General features: G+C 41.2%; 29 protein-coding genes and 2 pseudogenes. 14 read left to right on the top strand and 17 right to left on the bottom strand.

The features are described 5' to 3' along the window. Nucleotides 1–28: 28 nt before the first annotated feature. On the bottom strand, nt 29–958 hold the full coding sequence (locus BFW96_RS00390; protein WP_069838305.1) for a YybS family protein: 930 nt from the start codon (nt 956–958) through the stop codon (nt 29–31). Between the two features lie 227 nt (nt 959–1185). Continuing rightward, a complete protein-coding gene (locus BFW96_RS00385) occupies nt 1186–1335 on the bottom strand; it encodes a hypothetical protein (protein ID WP_003226909.1) in 150 nt (49 codons plus the stop codon). A gap of 145 nt (nt 1336–1480) precedes the next feature. On the opposite strand from BFW96_RS00385, the gene cotF reads away from it, so the two are divergent. Further along, nucleotides 1481–1963 carry a spore coat protein CotF gene (cotF, locus tag BFW96_RS00380; protein WP_069838304.1) on the top strand — a complete coding sequence of 161 codons (483 nt, stop codon included), beginning with the start codon at nt 1481–1483 and terminating at the stop codon, nt 1961–1963. Nucleotides 1964–1992: 29 nt separating this feature from the next. Here cotF and hypR read toward each other — a convergent pair whose 3' ends face one another. Then, nucleotides 1993–2370 carry a transcriptional regulator HypR gene (gene hypR / locus BFW96_RS00375; protein WP_069838303.1) on the bottom strand — a complete coding sequence of 126 codons (378 nt, stop codon included), beginning with the start codon at nt 2368–2370 and terminating at the stop codon, nt 1993–1995. 204 nt (nt 2371–2574) lie between these two features. Between hypR and BFW96_RS00370 the strand changes: the two genes are divergently transcribed. Then, nucleotides 2575–3504: a manganese-dependent inorganic pyrophosphatase gene (locus BFW96_RS00370; RefSeq protein ID WP_019716355.1), complete on the top strand. Its 930-nt coding sequence runs from the start codon at nt 2575–2577 to the stop codon at nt 3502–3504. A gap of 32 nt (nt 3505–3536) precedes the next feature. Here the strand turns inward: BFW96_RS00370 and BFW96_RS00365 are convergent, their stop codons facing one another. Both BFW96_RS00365 and BFW96_RS22050 read right to left on the bottom strand, forming a co-directional pair. After that, on the bottom strand, nt 3537–3983 hold the full coding sequence (locus tag BFW96_RS00365) for a DUF6376 family protein (RefSeq protein WP_069838302.1): 447 nt from the start codon (nt 3981–3983) through the stop codon (nt 3537–3539). Nucleotides 3984–3994: 11 nt separating this feature from the next. Beyond that, entirely contained in the window at nt 3995–4315 is a 321-nt protein-coding gene (locus tag BFW96_RS22050) for a hypothetical protein (RefSeq protein ID WP_069838301.1), read from the bottom strand. Nucleotides 4316–4415: 100 nt separating this feature from the next. On the opposite strand from BFW96_RS22050, the gene BFW96_RS00355 reads away from it, so the two are divergent. Then, nucleotides 4416–5723 carry an MFS transporter gene (locus BFW96_RS00355; RefSeq protein WP_069838300.1) on the top strand — a complete coding sequence of 436 codons (1308 nt, stop codon included), beginning with the start codon at nt 4416–4418 and terminating at the stop codon, nt 5721–5723. A 38-nt stretch (nt 5724–5761) separates the two neighbouring features. On the opposite strand, the gene BFW96_RS00350 is transcribed toward BFW96_RS00355, so the two are convergent. From BFW96_RS00350 to BFW96_RS00320, 7 genes are all read right to left on the bottom strand, one after another. After that, the gene (locus tag BFW96_RS00350) at nt 5762–6109 is read right to left on the bottom strand and encodes a hypothetical protein (RefSeq protein ID WP_014666110.1); all 348 of its coding nucleotides are present in this window, start codon (nt 6107–6109) and stop codon (nt 5762–5764) included. 1 nt (nt 6110) lies between these two features. After that, entirely contained in the window at nt 6111–6455 is a 345-nt protein-coding gene (locus tag BFW96_RS00345; protein WP_069838299.1) for a hypothetical protein, read from the bottom strand. A 15-nt stretch (nt 6456–6470) separates the two neighbouring features. Beyond that, nucleotides 6471–6656: a hypothetical protein gene (locus tag BFW96_RS00340; RefSeq protein WP_014666112.1), complete on the bottom strand. Its 186-nt coding sequence runs from the start codon at nt 6654–6656 to the stop codon at nt 6471–6473. Further along, nucleotides 6656–7048, bottom strand: a complete 393-nt coding sequence (locus BFW96_RS00335) for an Hsp20/alpha crystallin family protein (protein WP_069838298.1) — start codon at nt 7046–7048, stop codon at nt 6656–6658. The genes BFW96_RS00340 and BFW96_RS00335 overlap by 1 nt, the downstream gene beginning before the upstream one ends. Before the next feature lie 97 nt (nt 7049–7145). Next, nucleotides 7146–7391, bottom strand: a complete 246-nt coding sequence (locus BFW96_RS00330; RefSeq protein ID WP_014666114.1) for a hypothetical protein — start codon at nt 7389–7391, stop codon at nt 7146–7148. 35 nt (nt 7392–7426) lie between these two features. Next, a complete protein-coding gene (locus BFW96_RS00325; protein ID WP_040081157.1) occupies nt 7427–7897 on the bottom strand; it encodes a hypothetical protein in 471 nt (156 codons plus the stop codon). A 113-nt stretch (nt 7898–8010) separates the two neighbouring features. Beyond that, nucleotides 8011–8400, bottom strand: coding sequence for a YybH family protein (locus tag BFW96_RS00320; RefSeq protein WP_040081156.1), 390 nt, complete (start codon nt 8398–8400; stop codon nt 8011–8013). 146 nt (nt 8401–8546) lie between these two features. Between BFW96_RS00320 and BFW96_RS00315 the strand changes: the two genes are divergently transcribed. Beyond that, the gene (locus tag BFW96_RS00315) at nt 8547–9386 is read left to right on the top strand and encodes a pentapeptide repeat-containing protein (protein WP_069838297.1); all 840 of its coding nucleotides are present in this window, start codon (nt 8547–8549) and stop codon (nt 9384–9386) included. Nucleotides 9387–9421: 35 nt separating this feature from the next. Here BFW96_RS00315 and BFW96_RS00310 read toward each other — a convergent pair whose 3' ends face one another. Continuing rightward, on the bottom strand, nt 9422–10636 hold the full coding sequence (locus BFW96_RS00310; RefSeq protein ID WP_069838769.1) for an MFS transporter: 1215 nt from the start codon (nt 10634–10636) through the stop codon (nt 9422–9424). A 186-nt stretch (nt 10637–10822) separates the two neighbouring features. Here BFW96_RS00310 and BFW96_RS00305 point away from each other — a divergent pair, with 186 nt between their 5' ends. From BFW96_RS00305 to BFW96_RS00295, 3 genes are all read left to right on the top strand, one after another. Next, entirely contained in the window at nt 10823–11701 is an 879-nt protein-coding gene (locus tag BFW96_RS00305) for a LysR family transcriptional regulator (RefSeq protein ID WP_014666119.1), read from the top strand. Between the two features lie 14 nt (nt 11702–11715). Further along, complete coding sequence (locus BFW96_RS00300; RefSeq protein WP_014666120.1) at nt 11716–12159, top strand: GNAT family N-acetyltransferase; 444 nt, start codon at nt 11716–11718, stop codon at nt 12157–12159. A gap of 82 nt (nt 12160–12241) precedes the next feature. After that, on the top strand, nt 12242–12721 hold the full coding sequence (locus BFW96_RS00295; protein WP_069838296.1) for a DUF2798 domain-containing protein: 480 nt from the start codon (nt 12242–12244) through the stop codon (nt 12719–12721). 36 nt (nt 12722–12757) lie between these two features. Here the strand turns inward: BFW96_RS00295 and BFW96_RS21765 are convergent. The 3 genes and pseudogenes from BFW96_RS21765 to BFW96_RS00285 all read right to left on the bottom strand — a co-directional run. Continuing rightward, nucleotides 12758–12894 (bottom strand): annotated as a pseudogene (locus BFW96_RS21765) (LysR family transcriptional regulator); the annotation flags it as partial. A gap of 7 nt (nt 12895–12901) precedes the next feature. Next, nucleotides 12902–13564 (bottom strand): MBL fold metallo-hydrolase, encoded by a 663-nt coding sequence (locus BFW96_RS00290; RefSeq protein ID WP_069838295.1) that lies wholly within the window; start codon nt 13562–13564, stop codon nt 12902–12904. A 166-nt stretch (nt 13565–13730) separates the two neighbouring features. After that, nucleotides 13731–14183, bottom strand: a complete 453-nt coding sequence (locus BFW96_RS00285) for a MarR family transcriptional regulator (protein ID WP_040081147.1) — start codon at nt 14181–14183, stop codon at nt 13731–13733. A 117-nt stretch (nt 14184–14300) separates the two neighbouring features. On the opposite strand from BFW96_RS00285, the gene BFW96_RS00280 reads away from it, so the two are divergent. Both BFW96_RS00280 and BFW96_RS00275 read left to right on the top strand, forming a co-directional pair. After that, on the top strand, nt 14301–14747 hold the full coding sequence (locus BFW96_RS00280; RefSeq protein WP_069150705.1) for a GNAT family N-acetyltransferase: 447 nt from the start codon (nt 14301–14303) through the stop codon (nt 14745–14747). Beyond that, nucleotides 14744–15349: a YczE/YyaS/YitT family protein gene (locus BFW96_RS00275; RefSeq protein ID WP_069838294.1), complete on the top strand. Its 606-nt coding sequence runs from the start codon at nt 14744–14746 to the stop codon at nt 15347–15349. Before BFW96_RS00280 ends, BFW96_RS00275 begins: the two co-directional genes overlap by 4 nt. A 95-nt stretch (nt 15350–15444) precedes the next feature. Here BFW96_RS00275 and satA read toward each other — a convergent pair whose 3' ends face one another. Continuing rightward, nucleotides 15445–15966 carry a streptothricin N-acetyltransferase SatA gene (gene satA / locus BFW96_RS00270; protein ID WP_069838293.1) on the bottom strand — a complete coding sequence of 174 codons (522 nt, stop codon included), beginning with the start codon at nt 15964–15966 and terminating at the stop codon, nt 15445–15447. A 407-nt stretch (nt 15967–16373) separates the two neighbouring features. Between satA and BFW96_RS00265 the strand changes: the two genes are divergently transcribed. From BFW96_RS00265 to BFW96_RS00250, 5 genes and pseudogenes are all read left to right on the top strand, one after another. After that, nucleotides 16374–16730: an MmcQ/YjbR family DNA-binding protein gene (locus BFW96_RS00265; RefSeq protein ID WP_069838292.1), complete on the top strand. Its 357-nt coding sequence runs from the start codon at nt 16374–16376 to the stop codon at nt 16728–16730. A gap of 159 nt (nt 16731–16889) precedes the next feature. Next, the gene (locus tag BFW96_RS00260) at nt 16890–17456 is read left to right on the top strand and encodes a dihydrofolate reductase family protein (protein WP_069838291.1); all 567 of its coding nucleotides are present in this window, start codon (nt 16890–16892) and stop codon (nt 17454–17456) included. Between the two features lie 255 nt (nt 17457–17711). Further along, nucleotides 17712–17857 (top strand): annotated as a pseudogene (locus BFW96_RS21760) (hypothetical protein); the annotation flags it as partial. A 155-nt stretch (nt 17858–18012) separates the two neighbouring features. Then, the gene (locus BFW96_RS00255) at nt 18013–18426 is read left to right on the top strand and encodes a MerR family transcriptional regulator (protein ID WP_083252769.1); all 414 of its coding nucleotides are present in this window, start codon (nt 18013–18015) and stop codon (nt 18424–18426) included. Further along, a complete protein-coding gene (locus BFW96_RS00250) occupies nt 18423–19340 on the top strand; it encodes a DMT family transporter (protein WP_069838290.1) in 918 nt (305 codons plus the stop codon). The genes BFW96_RS00255 and BFW96_RS00250 overlap by 4 nt, the downstream gene beginning before the upstream one ends. Nucleotides 19341–19349: the final 9 nt, after the last annotated feature.

Here is a 19349-nt window from a genome sequence, read left to right as displayed (position 1 = left end):
CTCCCCACCATGTGAGTAAAACTCATGTTCACTTCACCTTATTCCTTATATGAAAGCCCATATCTAAGACGCCTAAAATGCGAATGACTGCCATGAATACCGGATGCACAAACCCGAGTACGACAGCAATCACAGCCGCAGCCTTCGGATATTGTTTCTTATGGCAATAGAAAAAGATAAATGATAAACCTTGGATAAAAATCAGAAACCCGAGTATAAACTCCCCATTTAAAGCGATAGAGTACAGCATTTGGCCTTTTTCTAAAGGCAAAAATGAAAGCATGACAATGATCAAATACAGCACTACAACACTTTGCGGAAACTTCAACTCTCTAAAAGGCTTTAGATTAGGAATATCGGGGGAGAATCGCCTTAAGAGCGGCTTAGCGATAAGGTAACTGAGGAAAGAAAAAATAGCTCCTACCATCACAATAGCTGTTGGAAAAAGATATTGAACGATACCCAATTGTTCTTCCATCAGTTTTAATTGCTTCTCAAACTGTTCAGCATTGCCCGACTGCTTCACTACATTTTCTACAATATCAAGAGATTGCCGGTATTGTGTCATCGCCTCATCAATGATATTGATACCCAAAAACTGAATGCTTATCACAAAATAGAAGACAATACTAAGCATATAAATAAGCGCGCCCGAAATAATGGCGTGCCCGGGCTCTTTCCTTTTGAAAAAATGTCCCATGGCAATGCCGGCGCAAGCTGACATAAAAGCTACAATAAGTCCGTTAAAGGACCCGACAATAAAAACAACCGGAAGACTGACAGCGCCCATCCATATCCCTAGCTTCAATCCATGTCTGATCGTATACAGGATCATTGGCAGCGGCAGTGCAAATAACAGAATTGTTCCAATCACAGGAACATAAACGACCAAAAGCGTGATGATCGCAAACAGACTGATTAAAATAGCACCTTCCATTAATGCTCTCGTTTGTTTCACTTAGTCACCTCGTATCATCTTGAACATACGAATAGAAAAGAGCAGCATAAACGACTGCTCTTTTTTTCATCGCTGCAACATGCTTTGCACCGAATGTTTTTATATCATCTCTAAATTTTACTTTTATATTTTAACATAAGTCCAAATCGCAAGTAAAATGACGCTAATGTTTCATGTGAAACATAAAAAAAGGAAAAGACATTCTTGGAAAAGAATGCCCATCACCATTAATGTTTATCATCCATAAAGCCAGAAGATTCTTTGTTTTTCTTTTTCGTTTTTCTGACATACATAAAAATTAAGATCACCAGTAAAAGGGTTGTTGCTTGCAGAACGCCGCTGCTAAACAAGAAAAAGTTCTTTATCATGTCCCACATTGAATTTCACCTCTTTGTGCATGTTCTCAACCCGTAGCCTATATAAGATGAATTTCCCTTTTTAAAAACTTCAAAACATCATGAACAACATTGAGCGTTGGGCATATGCTGATATGGAATCTGATTGATAAAGGAGAATTTTCACATGGATGAACGCAGAACATTGGCTTGGCATGAAACATTAGAAATGCACGAGCTGGTTGCTTTTCAATCAAACGGACTCATTAAACTGAAGAAAATGGTAAGAGAAGTAAAAGACCCTCAGCTCAAACAGCTTTATAACGTGTCTATTCAGGCCGTTGAGCAAAATGTAAGAGAGCTTCTTCCGTTCTTTCCACAGGCTCCGCATAGAGAGGATGAGGAAGAAGAACGCGCAGATAACCCATTTTACAGCGGTGACCTGCTCGGTTTTGCTAAAACATCTGTCCGCAGCTATGCCATCGCCATTACAGAAACAGCCACACCTCAATTAAGAAACGTACTGGTCAAACAGCTGAATGCTGCCATCCAGCTGCACGGCCAAGTTTATCGATACATGTATCAGCATGGATACTATCCGTCTTACAACCTTTCTGAACTGTTGAAAAATGACGTCAGAAACGCCAACAGAGCCCTTTCAATGAAATAAAACAAGCAGCAAAGGAGTTCCCTTTGCTGCTATTTTTGCTGATCCTTCAGCAAGCCGTTCGAACGATAAGATTCCAGCACGTCTCTGTTGGATTCTCCCCATTCTTTCATTTGCAAAACAATCGGTTCAAGTGTTCGCCCGAATTCTGTCAGAGAATACTCAACCTTCGGCGGCACCTGTTGATAAACCTCACGATGCACGATGCCGTCCGCTTCCAGCTCCCGCAGCTGAAGAGTAAGCATTCTTTGAGTAATATTCGGGCAAATTCGCCGAAACTCATTAAACCGTTTCTTGCCCTCTATCATGTGATAAAAAAGAATTCCTTTCCACTTTCCGCCAATGACATCTAGCGTAAATTCAACTGGACAGCCTTCTTTGTTCGGGTATATATTCTTTTTTTCACTCATTTATGCCCCTCCAATAGTACCTTTTTTGATACTACATTACATTTTGCAACTAAGCTACCCAGTATTTTACACAGCTTTTCTCCTCAGCTCAAAGAAAATGCTTCTTATTCACATCAATTTTTAAGGGTTTGCATGATTACACCTGCAGCAAGACGTGTTAAACTATATAAAGATGACACTACTTAAAAAAGGATAGGAGCTATCATGGAAAAGATACTTATTTTCGGACACCAAAACCCAGACACAGATACGATTTGTTCTGCGATTGCTTATGCTGATTTGAAAAACAAACTCGGCTTCAATGCTGAGCCTGTCCGTCTTGGACAAGTAAACGGCGAAACACAATACGCGCTTGACTATTTCAAACAAGAAAGCCCGCGCCTTGTTGAAACAGCTGCAAACGAAGTAAACGGCGTTATCCTGGTTGACCATAACGAACGCCAGCAAAGCATCAAAGACATTGAAGATGTTCAGGTTTTAGAGGTTATCGACCATCACCGCATCGCTAACTTTGAAACAGCTGAGCCGCTTTACTATCGTGCTGAGCCTGTAGGCTGTACGGCTACGATCTTAAACAAAATGTACAAAGAAAATAACGTGAAAATCGAAAAAGAAATTGCCGGCCTGATGCTGTCTGCGATCATTTCTGACTCACTGTTATTCAAATCCCCAACTTGCACGGACCAAGACGTAGCAGCAGCAAAAGAGCTTGCTGAGATCGCTGGCGTAGATGCTGAAGAATACGGCTTGAACATGCTGAAAGCAGGCGCCGATCTAAGCAAGAAAACAGTGGAAGAGCTCATTTCTCTTGATGCGAAAGAATTTACACTCGGCAGCAAGAAAGTCGAAATCGCACAAGTAAACACAGTGGACATTGAAGATGTGAAAAAACGCCAAGCTGAATTAGAAGCTGTGATCTCAAAGGTAGTTGCTGAGAAGAATCTTGATCTGTTCCTTCTTGTTATCACAGATATCTTAGAAAATGATTCACTTGCTCTTGCAATCGGTAACGAAGCAGCAAAAGTGGAAAAAGCGTTCAACGTGACATTAGAAAACAACACAGCTCTCTTAAAAGGCGTTGTGTCCCGTAAAAAACAAGTCGTTCCTGTCTTAACAGACGCAATGGCTGAATAATCAAAAAGCATCCCGTGTCGGGATGCTTTTTCTTATTCACCCAGCTTTTCAATCTGTCCCATCACATCAGTGATTTGCTTTGCGTTTTGGACCAGATCTGACTGCTCCAAATCTTCAAGCGATACATTGCCTTCCTCCACTTGTTTCAACACCTCTTCAGCGCTTTTCTGCAAGGTTTCGTTATGCTCCTGAATGGTTTGATGAATCTCCGTTGCAGCATCAGGCGGTGTTAATTCATTAAAATCAGCGGCAGCCTTCTGAATCGACTCAAGCTGCGCTTCAAGGTTTTCTTTCGCCTCGGTGTCATTTACAGCTTTCTCAGCCAATTCAGGCGCTTCCTCTGCAAATGTCTTCACCTTCTCCACATACCCCGCTGCCTCACCCGTATAGTTCAATCCGTCGTTCACCTGATCAAGCATGCCGCAGCCGCCTGCACTCAAAAGACCCACTCCGGCAAGTACTGTCAAAATAATCTTCATTGTCAGCCTCCTCATCGTTTCTTCTTCATTTTTTCTTTTAAGATCGGAATCAATTTCTCTTTCGCTAACGGCAGCCCTTTCCTCACCAGTTCACGCTTCAGCCACTTTTTCAACGTAGACATCCTGACGCTCCTCTCCCTTTTTGATAAAAATGAAAAAAACTCCACCAATTTGGTGAAGTTCCGAAACAAAAAGACCTTCACCAAATCAGATTTGGCAAAGGTCTCGCTAACAATTAGATTGCCAGCAAAGCCGAGGACATCTTGTCCCGTAATGACGACTTTACTGTGAAAGCTACTCCCCTTTGGAGTGTTCATTTTTATTACTTTCATTCTAAAGCACCCATCTGTTCCAGTCAAATTCCTTCCGTTTACATAAAAGCGCGCTGTGGTATTTAAAATTTGAATGGTTTTTCCACCAGGAGATCATGCTATGAAAGAGGAGGTTTTCATCATGAGTCAAGAGCGCGTGAAACGGCCGGGGCATACCAGATGGTACATATCTTCGTTACTTAGCGGCATTATTATTCTTAATTATTTTGACCGAGTGGCCATCTCTGTAGCGGCACCTGCGATACAAGATTCGTTTCACCTTACTGCAACTGAACTCGGCATCGTATTTTCCATTTACACGTATTCCTATACACTAATGCAGCTGCCTGTCGGAAGTTTGCTGGACCGATTTGGGGTGGCATGGGTCACAAGGGTTGGAATGACAATATGGAGCATTTTAACGATCCTTCTTGCTTTTTTACAGGGAAAATTGCTGCTGTATCTGTTCCGGTTTCTCATTGGGCTGACGAGCGCCTCTGCATTCCCTGCTGCCTCTAAGGCAACCGCTTTATGGTTTCCTCCAAGTGAGCGGGGATTGGCAAATTCACTGTTCGATTCAGCCGCCAAGTTTTCAAACGTCATCGGAGCGCCATTGGTCGCCTTTCTTGTCACAACGTTTGACTGGCGTGTCGCCTTTTTGACGATTGGATGCATCAATGTGCTGTTTACGATCTTTTTCTGGCAGTATTATGAACAGCCTGAACGGCACAAACGCATTTCCAAAAGTGAACTCAACTATATTCAAAAACACAACACCATTAATACAGAGCAAATCCCTTACAAAACGGGTCCGCTTTTAAAAAAGCTTTTCACCAACCGCAAAGTATGGGGCTTAATGATCGGATTTACAGGATACGGGTATACATTCAATCTGCTTCTCACCTGGCTTCCGACTTTCTTTAAACATACATACGGGATGGACCTCATGTCGTCCGGTTTATTTACAGCTGTGCCGTGGCTGATTTCAACCATTTCCGGAATCGCTGTCGGCGGCTTGCTCGTCGATTATTTTATTAAGAAGGGCTATCCAAACACCAAGGTGTATCGAACCGTAATCATAGTCGGGATGAGCTTCGGCTTTTTCTTTTTAGGCTCCATTCTGACGAACAATATTACCGTAGCGATTATTTGTATTTCCATCGGGCTCGCTGGAATTTCTGCTACCGCTCCGGTTGGCTGGTCCATCTCCGCTGAGCTCGCGCCGATCGGTTCCGTATCTATGCTGAGCTCCATGGTGAACCTCGCAAACAACCTGTTCGGAGGCATTATTGCTGCATCACTGACAGGGTATTTGTTTGATGTGACAGGCTCCTTTACGCTCAGCTTTCTGGTAGCCGGTTTTGTGCTGTTGCTGGGCTTGGTTTTTTATGTGTTTGTACTAGGGGATGTAAAACGAATTAAACTATAGAACATGAAAAAGAGAGCTGCCAGTTGGCAGCTCTCCCATTACATCAAAGAATCCGGCCCGTCCCCATTTACCTTCTCCTCGTCCTGTTCCTCTATATCAAGCCCCGAAGCTAGCATTTCCTGCTCTATCTGTTCGAGCACCTGCTCGTTTTTTCCTTGAAGACCACCTTCATAATGAAAAGCATCCTGTGTGCCGTTTTCCTCTATTGTCGCTAAAATATCGTGGATATCATTATGGTCTCCTGAAATGGAGCCGAATCCCTGGTTTTGTTTTTTATAATTCACAAAACCGCTGGGGAGGTTGTTTCCGAGGTTTACACATGATGCGCCTTCAACCGTACCAATGGAAATGGAGCCAATAAAAAAAGAGGGAGAAAACCGTTTCACGTTAAACATCCTTTCCCTGATTGATGGTATACGGTACTGGTTTTCCATCTATTTTGACCTCAATATCATCTTTTTTTGCTTTCTTTAATCGAGACTGCGATGTGGATTTCGGATGAACATGAGGAGAGAATACGTTGCCAAGATTCAGCATCCCGCTTAGCTCCTGTACATCCAGGTGATCGAGATGAAACGCTAAATCGTCTAAATGCAGCTTCTCTACATTCAATTCCTGTACATCCATCTTCACAAAAACAGAAGGAGTGCGTTTCTCCTGGGAGGATTGTTCAAGCGTATGGACTTTTTGGGCTAATTCTTCAAGCTTTTTTAGGACCTCATCTATGCTCATATACGCCATCCCTTTTTAAAAACTTTTCTCCACAGCTCCCGCATTTCCTTTGATTTTATTATGTTTCCCCTTTATGGCGCCAAAACCTTCATTGATAAAGGTTTCACTTTTTCTGCCTTTTTGGACATTTGTTCCGACAAAGAGGCCAGAAGAATTTCTCAGATGGTTAACCCGCAAAGAACCGTATTTGATAGAGGTCATCACTCTTCTCCTTTTTCATTAGTGCGGTGCGGAACGGTAACCGTTACTATTCCGCTTTCAAATTTCGCATGAATCTGACGCAGATCATACTCTTCGGGAATGGCGATCTCCCGTTTGAAAGGGCCGTAAAACCGTTCTCTGGCGATCCACTCTTGTTCCTCTTCCATCGGCTGGGGGGTAATCTTTCCTTCAATGATGAGTGTGCGATTCTTTTGGCTGATTGACATATCCTCTACACGTGCACCAGCTGCATCAATGGTTATCGTCAATCTGTGGTTTGTTTTTATGAGATCGGCTCTCGGTTCGACAAAGGGAGCAATTTCGCGCAGCAGCTCAGCGAAATCCTTTCCCATCATTTCTTTCACATGGGGATAAAAATGAGATTTTGGCATAAATAAAAACCCCCTGCACATAGCCATACATCTTTAGAATCTATAACTATGCTTATGTGCTTTTTTTGGAGGTATGCTAAAAGAAAACTATTCACCGTTAAAGAGTTTGATTTTGTACACTTGGCGATATATTTTGGTTATTCATGACACCGTCTATGCCATCAGGGTCAATAACCGTTGAAACATTCCCCTGGTTCAAGACATTTCCTGCGAAGAAGCCGATTCCGTTATTTACCTTACGATGCGCAGCCCATCCGGGTAACTGATTTTCTCCAATCGCGATGGCTGTATTTGTCTGCTGGGAATTCACATTGATTGCACCGAGTGTAAAACCGATAGCCAAACAAATCCTCCTCCTTTTCAAACCAAGGCAGCCTCTTAAAAGTAATCATTTATTTGACAGTCATTTTCGTCGTTATCTATCACGAATGACGAGTTTTGAGTGTTTTGAATCGTGCCTAATAACCTTCCCTGGCCGGACGTTCGTTTACTATGTGAACTCCAGCCGGTAAGTTCGTTTTCGCCAACTGAAATGGCGGCACATGTATCCAGAACGTTAATATTCATTTCTCCAACATCAATATCATTCTGGTTTTCTCCCGAGTTCCCTTCAAAGGAAATCCTGTTTTCATGATGAATCGGCGTATCTACCTCATCGTTATCCATCACATAGCTAAAATTGTGAGACACCTGGGAGTTGGTCATTGATCCGAGTCCGTAATTGTTTTTCCGATGCGAAGACCAATTATGCGCATAATTGGTTCCAATAAATATTCCTGAGGAGGTATCAATTGAAATCACGCTAATGTTGCTGACTTGAACCTGGTTTACTGCTTGTCGATGATTCAATCTTATTCAGTCCTTGATATGTCTTTTCAGTCCATTACTTTACAATATGTTTTACATCGATTATTGGTTCGGGTTCTTTTTCAAGCAGTAGCTGACTTAAACACGTCCGTAAGCTAAAGACCAATTAAATCCGTACCATATGAATTATCGATTACGCAAAGCCACTCGCCTTGCGCATTCTTCTTAAAGACATAGGTCGCCCTTCTTTCCATCGCATACTCGGAGTCCTTTTTATCTGAATCAAGCAGTGTCTGAGAAAGAACGAGGACAGTGTCACCTGCTTCCAGCATGATCATTTCTCCTTGTGTCGGCACAATATGATGATTAAAATAGTTCGCGATCGTGATAAACGCTTTTTTGATTTCTTCTTTGCCTCGCGCGATCATGCCAGGCTTCACAACTAAAATGGCATCTTCCGAGTAGTAATTCATCAGTGTATCAAAATCTTCATTTTGGATTGCCACATCACATGCAGAGATGATGTCTTTCAATTGCTGTTCCAAATGAATTCCCCCAATCATCATGATTGGATATATTATACAATGTTTGACACGCTGAAACCGTAAAAACAAAATGAAAAGGATCCCTATTTCCTATATAATCAAATAGATATATTTAACAAAGTACCCAAGTGAAGGGGTGGACAATTTTGTCTGCGGAAGTAACATTACATGACCATATACATCATGATTTAAGCGCGGATTGCCAGCATTGTTTTGGCTTGTGCTGTGTCGCCTTGCCTTATGCGAAGTCGGCAGATTTTGCTTTTGACAAAGACGGAGGCACGCCTTGCCGCAACTTACAATCAAACTATCAATGTTCGATCCATAAAAATCTCAGAGAAAAAGGATTTCGAGGCTGCTCTGCATATGAATGCTTTGGCGCCGGCCAAAAGGTATCCCAAATCACTTATGAGGGAAAGGATTGGCGAAACAGCCCGGGAACGGCCAACGAGATGTTTGGCGTTTTTCCTATCATGCAGCAGCTGCATGAAATGCTCTGGTATTTACATGAAGCTCTTTCTATAGATATAGCAAAGCCGATTCACCCTGAACTGAGAACCAGTTTTGAAAAAATAGAAAGCCTCACCAGACTCAGCAAAGAACGCTTGCTGACACTGCAGGTGGACGAGCATCGAGCTGAGGTCAATAAATGGCTGTTAAAAACGAGTGAGCTGGTGCGTGCCCAAGCCCGCAATCCAAAACTCCCGAAAAAAGTCAGCCGGGGAAGTGTCCTGATCGGCGCAAAACTAAAAGAGCTTGATTTGCGAGGAGCAAATCTAAGAGGGGCGCTGCTCATAGCCGCAGATCTGAGAAATGCCGATTTGAGAATGACAGACTTTATCGGTGCAGATATGAGAGACGCTGATCTCAGCGGCGCCGACCTGACCGGATGCATCTTTCTGACACAGGCACAGGTGAACGCCGCCAACGGTGATTCGAACACAAAGCTGCCGCCGTCTTTACGAATCCCTGCCCATTGGAAATAAAAAAGGACCCGCTTACGGTCCTTTTTTTACTGTCATCAATTCAATCCTTTTTCGTTCCTTTTATCCGGCATTTTCATACTTTTTGCCAAGTATCCCGACAGCCATAACGCAGCCAGCAGCATGAAGGTGATCATACCGACGACGCCCAGCCAGTGATAAGCAGACCAGAATAGCCCTCCGACTGTTCCGCAAACGCTTGAACCGGCGTAATAGAAAAACAAATACAGCGATGAAGCCTGTGCTTTGTTGTAAAGAGCTCTCCTGCCCACCCAGCTGCTGGCAACTGAATGCCCTCCGAAAAAACCGAATGTAAAGAGGGCAATCCCCAGTATTTTCACTGCCAGCATACTGTTTATCGTGAATAAAGCACCTGCAATGACAATGAAAATATTCATCACTAGTATTTTTGGATAGCCATACCGATCAACCATTCTTCCAATGAAAGATGAGCTGAAAATACCTACAATCATCACAATAAAGATCCAGCTGGCAAATGCTTTATTAAGCGAGTACGGCGGGCCCAGCAGCACATACACAATGTAATTAAACAATGCAACATTGCTTCCGAGCAGCAAAAAACCAATGAGAAACAAGCTGAATAGTTTGCGGTCTCTCAAGTGGCCGATCAGAGACATCCCCAACTTCCCGAGCTCCAATTTTCTTGGCGTAAAATGCCTGGATGGAGGCAAATTTATAAAAAATATAACACTAGCAATCAAACTAATGACACCAATTGATCCCATCGCCATATGCCAATTCACGTACTCGCTCAGAAGCCCGGAAACGATCCTTCCAAAAACGGCGCCGATTGCATTTCCGCTGATATACAGTCCCATCGCTGATCCGAGACTTCCAGGTTCAATTTCTTCTCCGAGATAAGCCATCGCAATTGACGGAAGGCCTGCGAGCGCAACGCTTTGAATGGTTCGCAATACGAGGAGCGTATGAAAGTTCGGACTGAAGGCCGATGCCAGACAGAGAACCGATGCGGCCAGCATGGAAATACCCATAATCGGCTTGCGCCCCCATACCTCTGATAATGAGCCAAAGACAAGCATGCTCACCGCTAACAGCATTGTGGTAACGGATAAAGAGAGACTCGCCGCAGTAGGCGTCACATGAAATTCCCGCGTGAATTCCTCCATAAGCGGCTGTACGCAATAAAGAATCGCAAATGTATTGAAGCCTGCGGCGAAGAAAGCAAACGTAATTTTACGAAAAACCGGTGTGCCTTTTTGAATGTATGTCATCGGGGTATTACCTGCCCCTCCGCATGTTGTTGAGCACTGCAATTCATATAAAACCATCCTTTATTCTTCCGATTTCAAACATCCTCGAGTCTGTTTATACTTTTATCTTAGCACCGTCGATATATGATGTATAATGCATATAAAATATCCTTTTGATGCTTATATGTAATAAGGGAGGAATGATGATTGGAATGGGAACAACTTGAATATTTTCAAACCCTGGCCCGGATGCAGCACGTGACGAAAGCCGCAAAAAGCCTCTCCATCACACAGCCTGCACTTTCACGCTCTATCGCCAGGCTGGAGAATCATTTAGGCGTCCCGCTTTTTGACAGGCAAGGACGATCCATTACCTTAAATCAATACGGACACATTTTTTTGCGGCGGGTGCAGGCGATGATGAAGGAGTACACCGAAGGAAAAGAAGAAATCCAAGCTTTATTAAAGCCAGACCAAGGCGTAGTCTCTCTCGGTTTTTTGCATACATTAGGCACTACGCTCGTGCCCGATCTCATCGGCTCCTTTCAGCAGGAATACCCCAACATTGCCTTCCAGCTGAAGCAAAACCACTCTTATTGGCTGCTTGAACGATTAAAATCCGGTGATCTCGACCTCTGTCTGCTCGCTTCGATTAAGCCTGAAAATCCGATCCAATGGATCAAGCTATGGAGTGAAGAGCTCTTTTTATTTGTGCCAATTGATCACCCATTAGCCAATCGTGAGAGCATTACCCTGACCGAGATTGCCGGGGAACGGTTCATTTTATTGAAAAAAGGCTACGCGCTTCGAATGACGGTCGATGAGCTGTTTGAGAAGGCTGATATACAGCCGAACATTATGTTTGAAGGAGAAGAAGCCGCCACTGCCGCAGGTTTTGTGGCAGCCGGACTGGGCATATCTATTCTGCCAGACCTGAAAGGCTTAGACCAAAGCAAAATCGCCAAAATCCGCGTCAGCTGGCCGGAATGTCAGCGTGTCATAGGGATTGCCTGGATAAAAGGCAGATTTTTATCACCGGTTGCTGAGACCTTTAAACAATATGTCATCAGCCATTTTTCGGAGTAAGGGAGGATTCAAGCATGAAGGTCAAAAAAATCACGTCAGAACAAGATTTACATAAAGCGTTTGAAATCAGAAAGGCAGTATTTGTAGAGGAGCAAGGCTGTCCTATTTCGGATGAATTCGATGAGTTCGATACACTCCACGGTGACTGCCGGCACATTCTGGCTTATCATCAGAATGTACCCGTTGGCACTGCACGCGTCCGTATCGTTGACCACGCGGGAAAACTGGAACGAATCTGCATTCTGAAGCCTTACCGCAAATTCGGTCTGGGAAAAGTAATCGTCGGTGCATTAGAACGTATCGTGAAAGAACAAAGCATATCTGCCTTCAAACTGCACGGCCAGACACAGGCAGCAGGCTTTTATGAAAAGCTAGGCTATCAGACTGCATCAGAAGAATTTATGCTGGACGGCATTCCGCATGTGCTGATGACAAAACAGGACGATTCTGCGCTATAGATTATTCACAAATTTGTCACTTATGAGCATGAACGGTTCATTGGTATACTAATCACCGATTATAGAGAGAAGGAATGATTGTATGCCAGCAAATAAAAAAGAAGGCCTTATATTTGGCGTGATGATGTGCTTTGGAATGGTCTGCGTCATGTCGATTTACAACGCCATCATCAACGGAGCCATTCAGGATTTTTCAATGATGACCGTTTTTGAAATGGCCATCGGTTTTATGGTCGCCCTCCTGTTAGATTTACTGTTAGTGGGCCCCCTCGCCAAGAAGATTGCATTCAGCTTGCCGTTCGACAAGACTAAAAAAATATATGTCATCCTTGCCATGTCAACTTGTATGGTGATCGGCATGGTGCTTTGTATGTCTGTGTTCGGTTTAGTGACAGCGGTTCTGGCAAATGGGCTGAACGGAGACAGCCTCTTCAGCACCTATCTTATGATTGTGTTGAAAAATTTCATCCTGGCCTATCCATTGCAATTACTGATTATGGGCCCATTAGTCAGAGGGATTTTCATGAAATTTGTAAAACCAAAGCTCACAGCTGCAGTTTAAATAGAAAAGGAGTGAGCCTGACGCTCACTCCTTTTTCTAACGAATCAAATGTAAAACAAGCTCCGCAAAAGCCTCTGCGGCAGGCAGCTGCCATTTTTTCTTTTTGCGCAACAAATGTAGTAAATCGGAACAAATGCTTCACCATGCTGAAGAATTTTCAGCTTATGTTTTTCACTTCCATTAGTCCCTATACCTTACCACATAGTTTTTATACAATTCTTCGTTATAAAGAATTTCTGCGCCATGTGAAGAGCAAATGAGCGTTGGTTTGATTTGATCTATGATTGAGCCGCTATCGATGTTCTCATTTATATCAACACTGAATCTTCTTATAGGTGGGTGTAAATCCTCCTTACTCGTGATAAAAAGGTCGCCCGTTAATAGAGTACGATCGATTTTATGATAATACACGACATGCCCCGGGGAATGTCCGGGTGTTAAATCATATTGCAAAGGCAAGTGAGCAAACGTTTGCTCTGTCAGCGGCTGAACAATATGGGCTACCCCTGTGTTCTCTGCTTCATTTTTGTTCGGATAAGGCGCTTCTCCATTGATATATATAAGTTCTTTCTGGTGGGCATAAATCGGAAGATCAAATCTCTCTAACCATTTTGATGCACCTCCGATATGATCACTGTGGCCATGGGTAAGCAAAATGGCTTTTGGATTGCCGATCGCTAACGCTGCCCTAATTTGAGCATCAGCAAAACGTTCTATCCCCGTATCAACAATATAAACATCATCGCCATCTTTAATAAACCAAGTATGAACCGGGACACGAAGGGGAACATCAAGCTCAAATTCACATTGAAAGACATGTTCTGATAGTTGTCTCAAGTTCATCAAAACCACTCCCTTTGGAAATTTCTTGCTATCATTACTGTAATACAAATCAATTCAATATGTAACTACGCACATTTTTGTAACTTGCATTGTGAAATGATCGAAACAGGAAATTGGCCCTTCCCGGACTCATATTTGGTTCTGTCGATAAGGTACATTTTGTACATTAATAATCCCTTTTGTTCCCCTTCTTCACATACTCCCAATCACGTTCTACATTTTTCCTCACTCTATGAAGGAGTGCAGAAATGGTTTCCTTTTCCTCATGTGTAAAACCAGACAAAGCGACTTCCGTGGAATGTTCTCCTTCTCTTCTTAACAAGGGATACACCTTTTTCCCTTTCTCAGTCGGGAACAATTTTTTTATTTTTTTATTTTGCTCATCTGGCAGTTTTTGAATAAATCCCTGCATTTCCAGCTTCTTAATGGCCCGCGCGGCCGTTGTCCGGTCCACTTTTATCATTTCCGCCAATTTTTCTTGAATAATTCCCGGATTTTCGTATATGCGTACGAGATAGAGATACTGCCCTCTTGTTAAGTCCAAATCTTTAAATTCGATATTGCTTATGGAATCCAACGCTCTTGCTATCATGCCGATTTCACGCAAAATATCATTCATTCTAAAACCCCTCACGTATTTTTGTTGTAATTACAACAAAACTGTTTTAACCTTACTATTATAAGACCACATGCATGCTGGACAGTCCAGACTAATATCAGAAAAGGATTGATTTAGATGAGTATAAAAAGAATAACAACTGAAGCGGATTTACATGAAGCTTTAAAGATTAGAAGAGGCGTTTTCATTGAGGAGCAACATGTGTCTGAAGCCGATGAGTTCGATGAATTTGATACGCTTCAGGAACAATGCCAGCATATCTTGGTATATCATGAGAATCAGCCTGTCGGCACCGGACGCGCGCGCATCGTTGGCCATACAGCAAAGCTGGAAAGAATCTGCATCCTAAAACCTTACCGTAAGTACGGATTGGGGAAGATCATCGTAAGCGGGTTAGAGGAAATCATGAAAGAAAAAGGACTGACTTCATATAAGCTGCATGGTCAAACACAAGCGGCAGGCTTTTATCAAAAACTGGGCTACCAGATTTCTTCACAGGAATTTATGGAGGACGGCATCCCTCACGTCTTGATGACAAAAGAAATATCGCGGAATATAACATGAAATATATGTATTACGGAATAGGCATACTCATATTAAGTTTGGGCATTTCCTTAACCATACAATCAGGACTGGGCACATCACCCTTCGATGCCCTTTTGGTTGGTCTGTCAAAAGAAATCGGTCTTACCGTAGGAAGCTGGGAGGTCCTTATTTCTATGATTCTCTTAATCTGCAACGCTATATTAACGAGAAAAAAACCTATTTTGCTGGGCTTGATTACAGCATTCATTACTGGAATAGGCATTGACCTATGGTTGTTTGTTGTAAAAAACACCATCTATCTAAACGCGTTGTTAAGCAAATTGAATTGTTTTGGAATTGGTTTGGTGCTCATCGGTCTTGGAACAGCCATCTATCTTCAGACGAAGTTTGCATCAACGCCCATCGATCATTTGACACTTATTATCCGAGATCTCACCAAAAGAACAATCTTGTTTTCAAGAACATTGGTATACGCTCTTTTCTTAGTATTAGCCATCATCTTTAAAGGCCCTATCGGCATCGGAACCCTATTAACCGTCTGTTTGGGAGGAATGCTCCTTCACGTTTTTATGCCTATTGTGGAAAGACATTTCTTATCAAAGAATAGAAGAGGTTATTAAGAAACCTCTTCTCGATCCAAAAATCGAAACGCAAAACAAGCCCCGTTTCGTTCGTCAATTCTTTATCTCTGGTACTGTTGAGATTTTATAATCAATTAAAATTTATAGTACCAAAAAATCGCAATTTCATTTGCTGTTGGAAAGTTGGAATAAAGCATCGTATCAACCGCACCTATTATAAAGTGATGTTTGGCATAAAAATGACAAGCTGAAATATTAATATCTTGGGTTTCAAGCATAAGACCACAAAAATGATTCTCCTTTGCCCACTCAATCGCTTTATGTAATAATGCTGTTCCAACACCTTTTTTTCTATAGTCTTTTGCCACGGCAATGTCCTCTATTAGTGCATACCCATTCCAGTTAGAACGGATCTTAATCCGGCCAATGCAGTTGTTTTCAAGATAATATAAAAAAGCGGCTTTCCCCTCTTCTTCAACATAACTAACATCCATGTCATCATCTTCAAATTGTTTAAAATAAGGTTTAGAAAATCGTTCCTCAGTATATGTCCAAACACCGTTTTCAAAAGCAGGTATCATTCTCCCAAAAACAACGAAAGGTTCGTTTGGTTTATTGAAATCTTTCATATTCAAATGAGTCATTTTCATGATCATATCAATCTCCGCCAATCGAGAAATATTTAGAAAAATCATTTCGACACTATTCAATAACAGCTTCCAAAAGTGCACTCTTTAACATTACCTTATATATAGCGATTTTTCTATTTCACTATCATAATGAGGTATTTCACCAGAGAGGCTTGTGGTACAGTAAAAAGGAACAGAAACAAGAGAAAAGAAGATGATCCCATGCCCACTAATAATAAAACTCGCCCACACCCCTGTTGACTAGTACCCATGGAAATAGGAAGCTTCGCCAAAGCAAAAAAACTTATATTAGTAAGGATGAGAAACAGCTTCTGCCATTGGTGACATCTCTATTGAAGCATCCATAGGACAACCAAGGATTGCTCTTTGATTTTTCCAAGAAGAAATGAGAGTGAATAAAGGAGTAATTGAGTATGTTAACAAGAGAAGGTATCTTTAAACACGTCAAAGAAAAATACGGCACATCGCCTGATTATCCGTGGGAGAAATACCCAAACTATGCTTCTTTGAGACATGAATCAAACAAAAAATGGTACGGTCTTATTATGAATGTTCTCCCGGAAAAATTAGGCTTAGAAGGACATGACGAAATAGATATTCTGAATCTAAAATGTCCCCCTGAAATAAGTGATAGCTTAAGAAATGGCAAAAATATCTTACCCGGATATCATATGGATAAGGAACATTGGATTTCACTTGTTTTGGAACGTATAGATCCAGCAGGCGAAATTTATTACTTAATCGAGCAGAGTTTTCATTTAACCAAGTGAAGATAAAGAGTGTTCCTGCTAATCAAGCTGCGAAGAGTAGTGGGCACTTTCATTTTAGAATATTGTTCTTCACTCTGTCCATAAACGCAACTTAGTCTATCTGGTGCGAGAGTGGGAGAAGAATTTCTACCAACTTCTTATGGAAAAGGATGAATAGTTATGACAAATAACTTAAAACAGAGAAGAATAATTTTAGATTTAGCAGTTACTTTAGATGGTTTTATTGAAGGGAAAAATGGAGAAGTTGATTGGTGCATTATGGACCCTGATATGGGGTTTACTGATTTCTTAAATCAAATTGATACTATTTTATATGGCAGAAAAAGCTACGATTTATGGGGACAATATATTCCAAAAAATGAAGACCCTGATACAGAAAAGGAACTTTGGAAATTGGTTCATAGTAAAAAGAAATATGTTTTTTCCAGAACACAAAATGAGATTGATAATCAAGCCATATTTATAAATGATAATATCCTTGAAGAAGTAAATAAATTGAAGGAAAATCCTGGTAAAGACATCTGGCTATATGGTGGAGCGAGTCTCATTACAACTTTTATAAATTTGGGGCTTGTTGATGAATTTAGATTATCTATTCACCCTGTTGTTTTGGGAGAAGGAAAACCGTTGTTTATTGATGTAAAACAGAGGATAAATTTAAAAATGGTGAATACAAGAACATTTTCCTCTGGCGTTGTGCAAATCGTTTATCATTGGAATGGCTAAAAAAAATCTTCCCCTCCAAAATATACATAGTAAGGTAACACTCGACAGTTATTTTTCTTATTGAACTAAAGGGGAATCCATAAATAATGGGTTCCCCTTAATACTATGGAATTATCAACATCGAATTTTAACAGAGCCCAAAATATCTTTTCCTATAATAAAAGAAAAGAAGACTGAAAAGGACAAATTAACATAATTAAACAGTATAGATATTTTATTCTCCCTCTTTTAAGTAACTCAGCTAAGTTCTGTATTTATAAAAAAACGAAACGCGAAAACAAGCCTGTTCTTCTATCTATTGGGTATAGCTAACGATGCCTAATCTAAAGAACATGCCATTCGTGGCCTGGGATAATCAAATCGTGCGGAACTCCATTAACAGAAGCCATTTTAAACGATAATACCATGTGTTCTAATAATACAGTTTACCTTTTATGTCATTCATTATCTAAAGCCTGTAATCCGTAACCATGCGGTGGCAGGTTTTTTTTATTTGCTTGACTTAGAGTTAACTCTAAGTTGTAAACTAACTTTAATCAAAAGAGAGGGATGATGTTTGTTGTATTCCATTAGTAAAGCTGCTGAGAAGACTAGTATTAGCTCGTATACATTAAGATATTACGAAAAGATTGGGTTACTTCCACCACCAAAACGAAAAAACAGTGGAAGGCGTTTTTATACAGAGGCTGATATTCAGTTCATGTTATTCCTGAAAAGTTTAAAGGAAACAGGTATGTCTTTGGAGGATATTAATGAGTTTGTCAAAGACGGCTGCATTTTGGAAAAAATCAATTCAGATGTGAAATCAGCACAACTCTCCCCATCTATAAATAAACGTATTGAGATTTTAACCAAGCACTTAGAGAAAATGGAAATGAAAAAAAAGGAGCTGGAAGAAGTAATTTCAACTACAAAAGGAAAACTGGATACATATTATTCAATTTTGAAAGAGGAAGTGGAAAACAAATGAAACATTTAAATATATATCTGATGTTAATTGGCTTCTCTATTTTTACAGGAGCTACTTTTAATCTTGCAAAATATACGGTTGGATATTTTTCACCATCGTCTTCTGCGGCATGGCGTTTCGGTTTAGCTGCTGCGGTGATGCTCCTCATTTTGATTTTTACTGAAGGTATAAAGAAGAGTCAATTACGGAAAAACGCCGTTTCATACATTGTTCTCGGAATTATAGGAATATTTGGATTTAACGCCTTGTTTTTTATTGGTTTGAAATACACATCTCCCGTTAACGGAGCATTAATAATGGGGCTGAATCCTTTATTAACAGCAATTCTCGCTCGAATTATCTTAAAGGACAAAATGACAAAAAAACAAGTGCTCGGCATATTCTTTGCTTTCATCGGCGTATTGCTAGTCATTACACAAGGTTCTATCGAAACCATTAAAACCTTATCAATTTCAGGCGGAGATTTAATAATCTTTACAGGTAACGTTTGTTGGGCACTTTATGGTGTACTTGGACGGCGGTTTGTAAAAGATGGCACTCCGCTATCTACAACCACTTATACGATGGTTATCGGTGCTGTTAGTTTAATAGTAGTTTCATTATTTACATCTAAACCTGTTTCTTTATCGAGCATCCCGATTGGAGTTTGGGGGGCAATTGCCTTTATGGCTTTCTTTACAAGCGTTTTGGGTTACCTATGGTGGAATCAGGGGATTAAGGAGATTGGGGCAGGTAAAACATCTTTATTTTTCAACCTTGTTCCCGTTGTAACGATGATTATTTCATTTGCCGTTGGCACACCAATAAAGGTATTTCAAATTATTGGGGCTGTGTTAGTTATATTAGGCGTTTTAACTGCTTCAGGGGTAATACGTTTTCCTAAGTACAATACTAGAGAACAGTCAGCTGTATAAAGAAGCAGG

The organism is Bacillus sp. F56 (genome assembly GCF_001748205.1).
GTDB lineage: Bacteria > Bacillota > Bacilli > Bacillales > Bacillaceae > Bacillus > Bacillus stercoris.
Note: the sequence above shows the minus strand (reverse complement) of the source record. Positions and strands in the feature narration are given on the sequence as shown.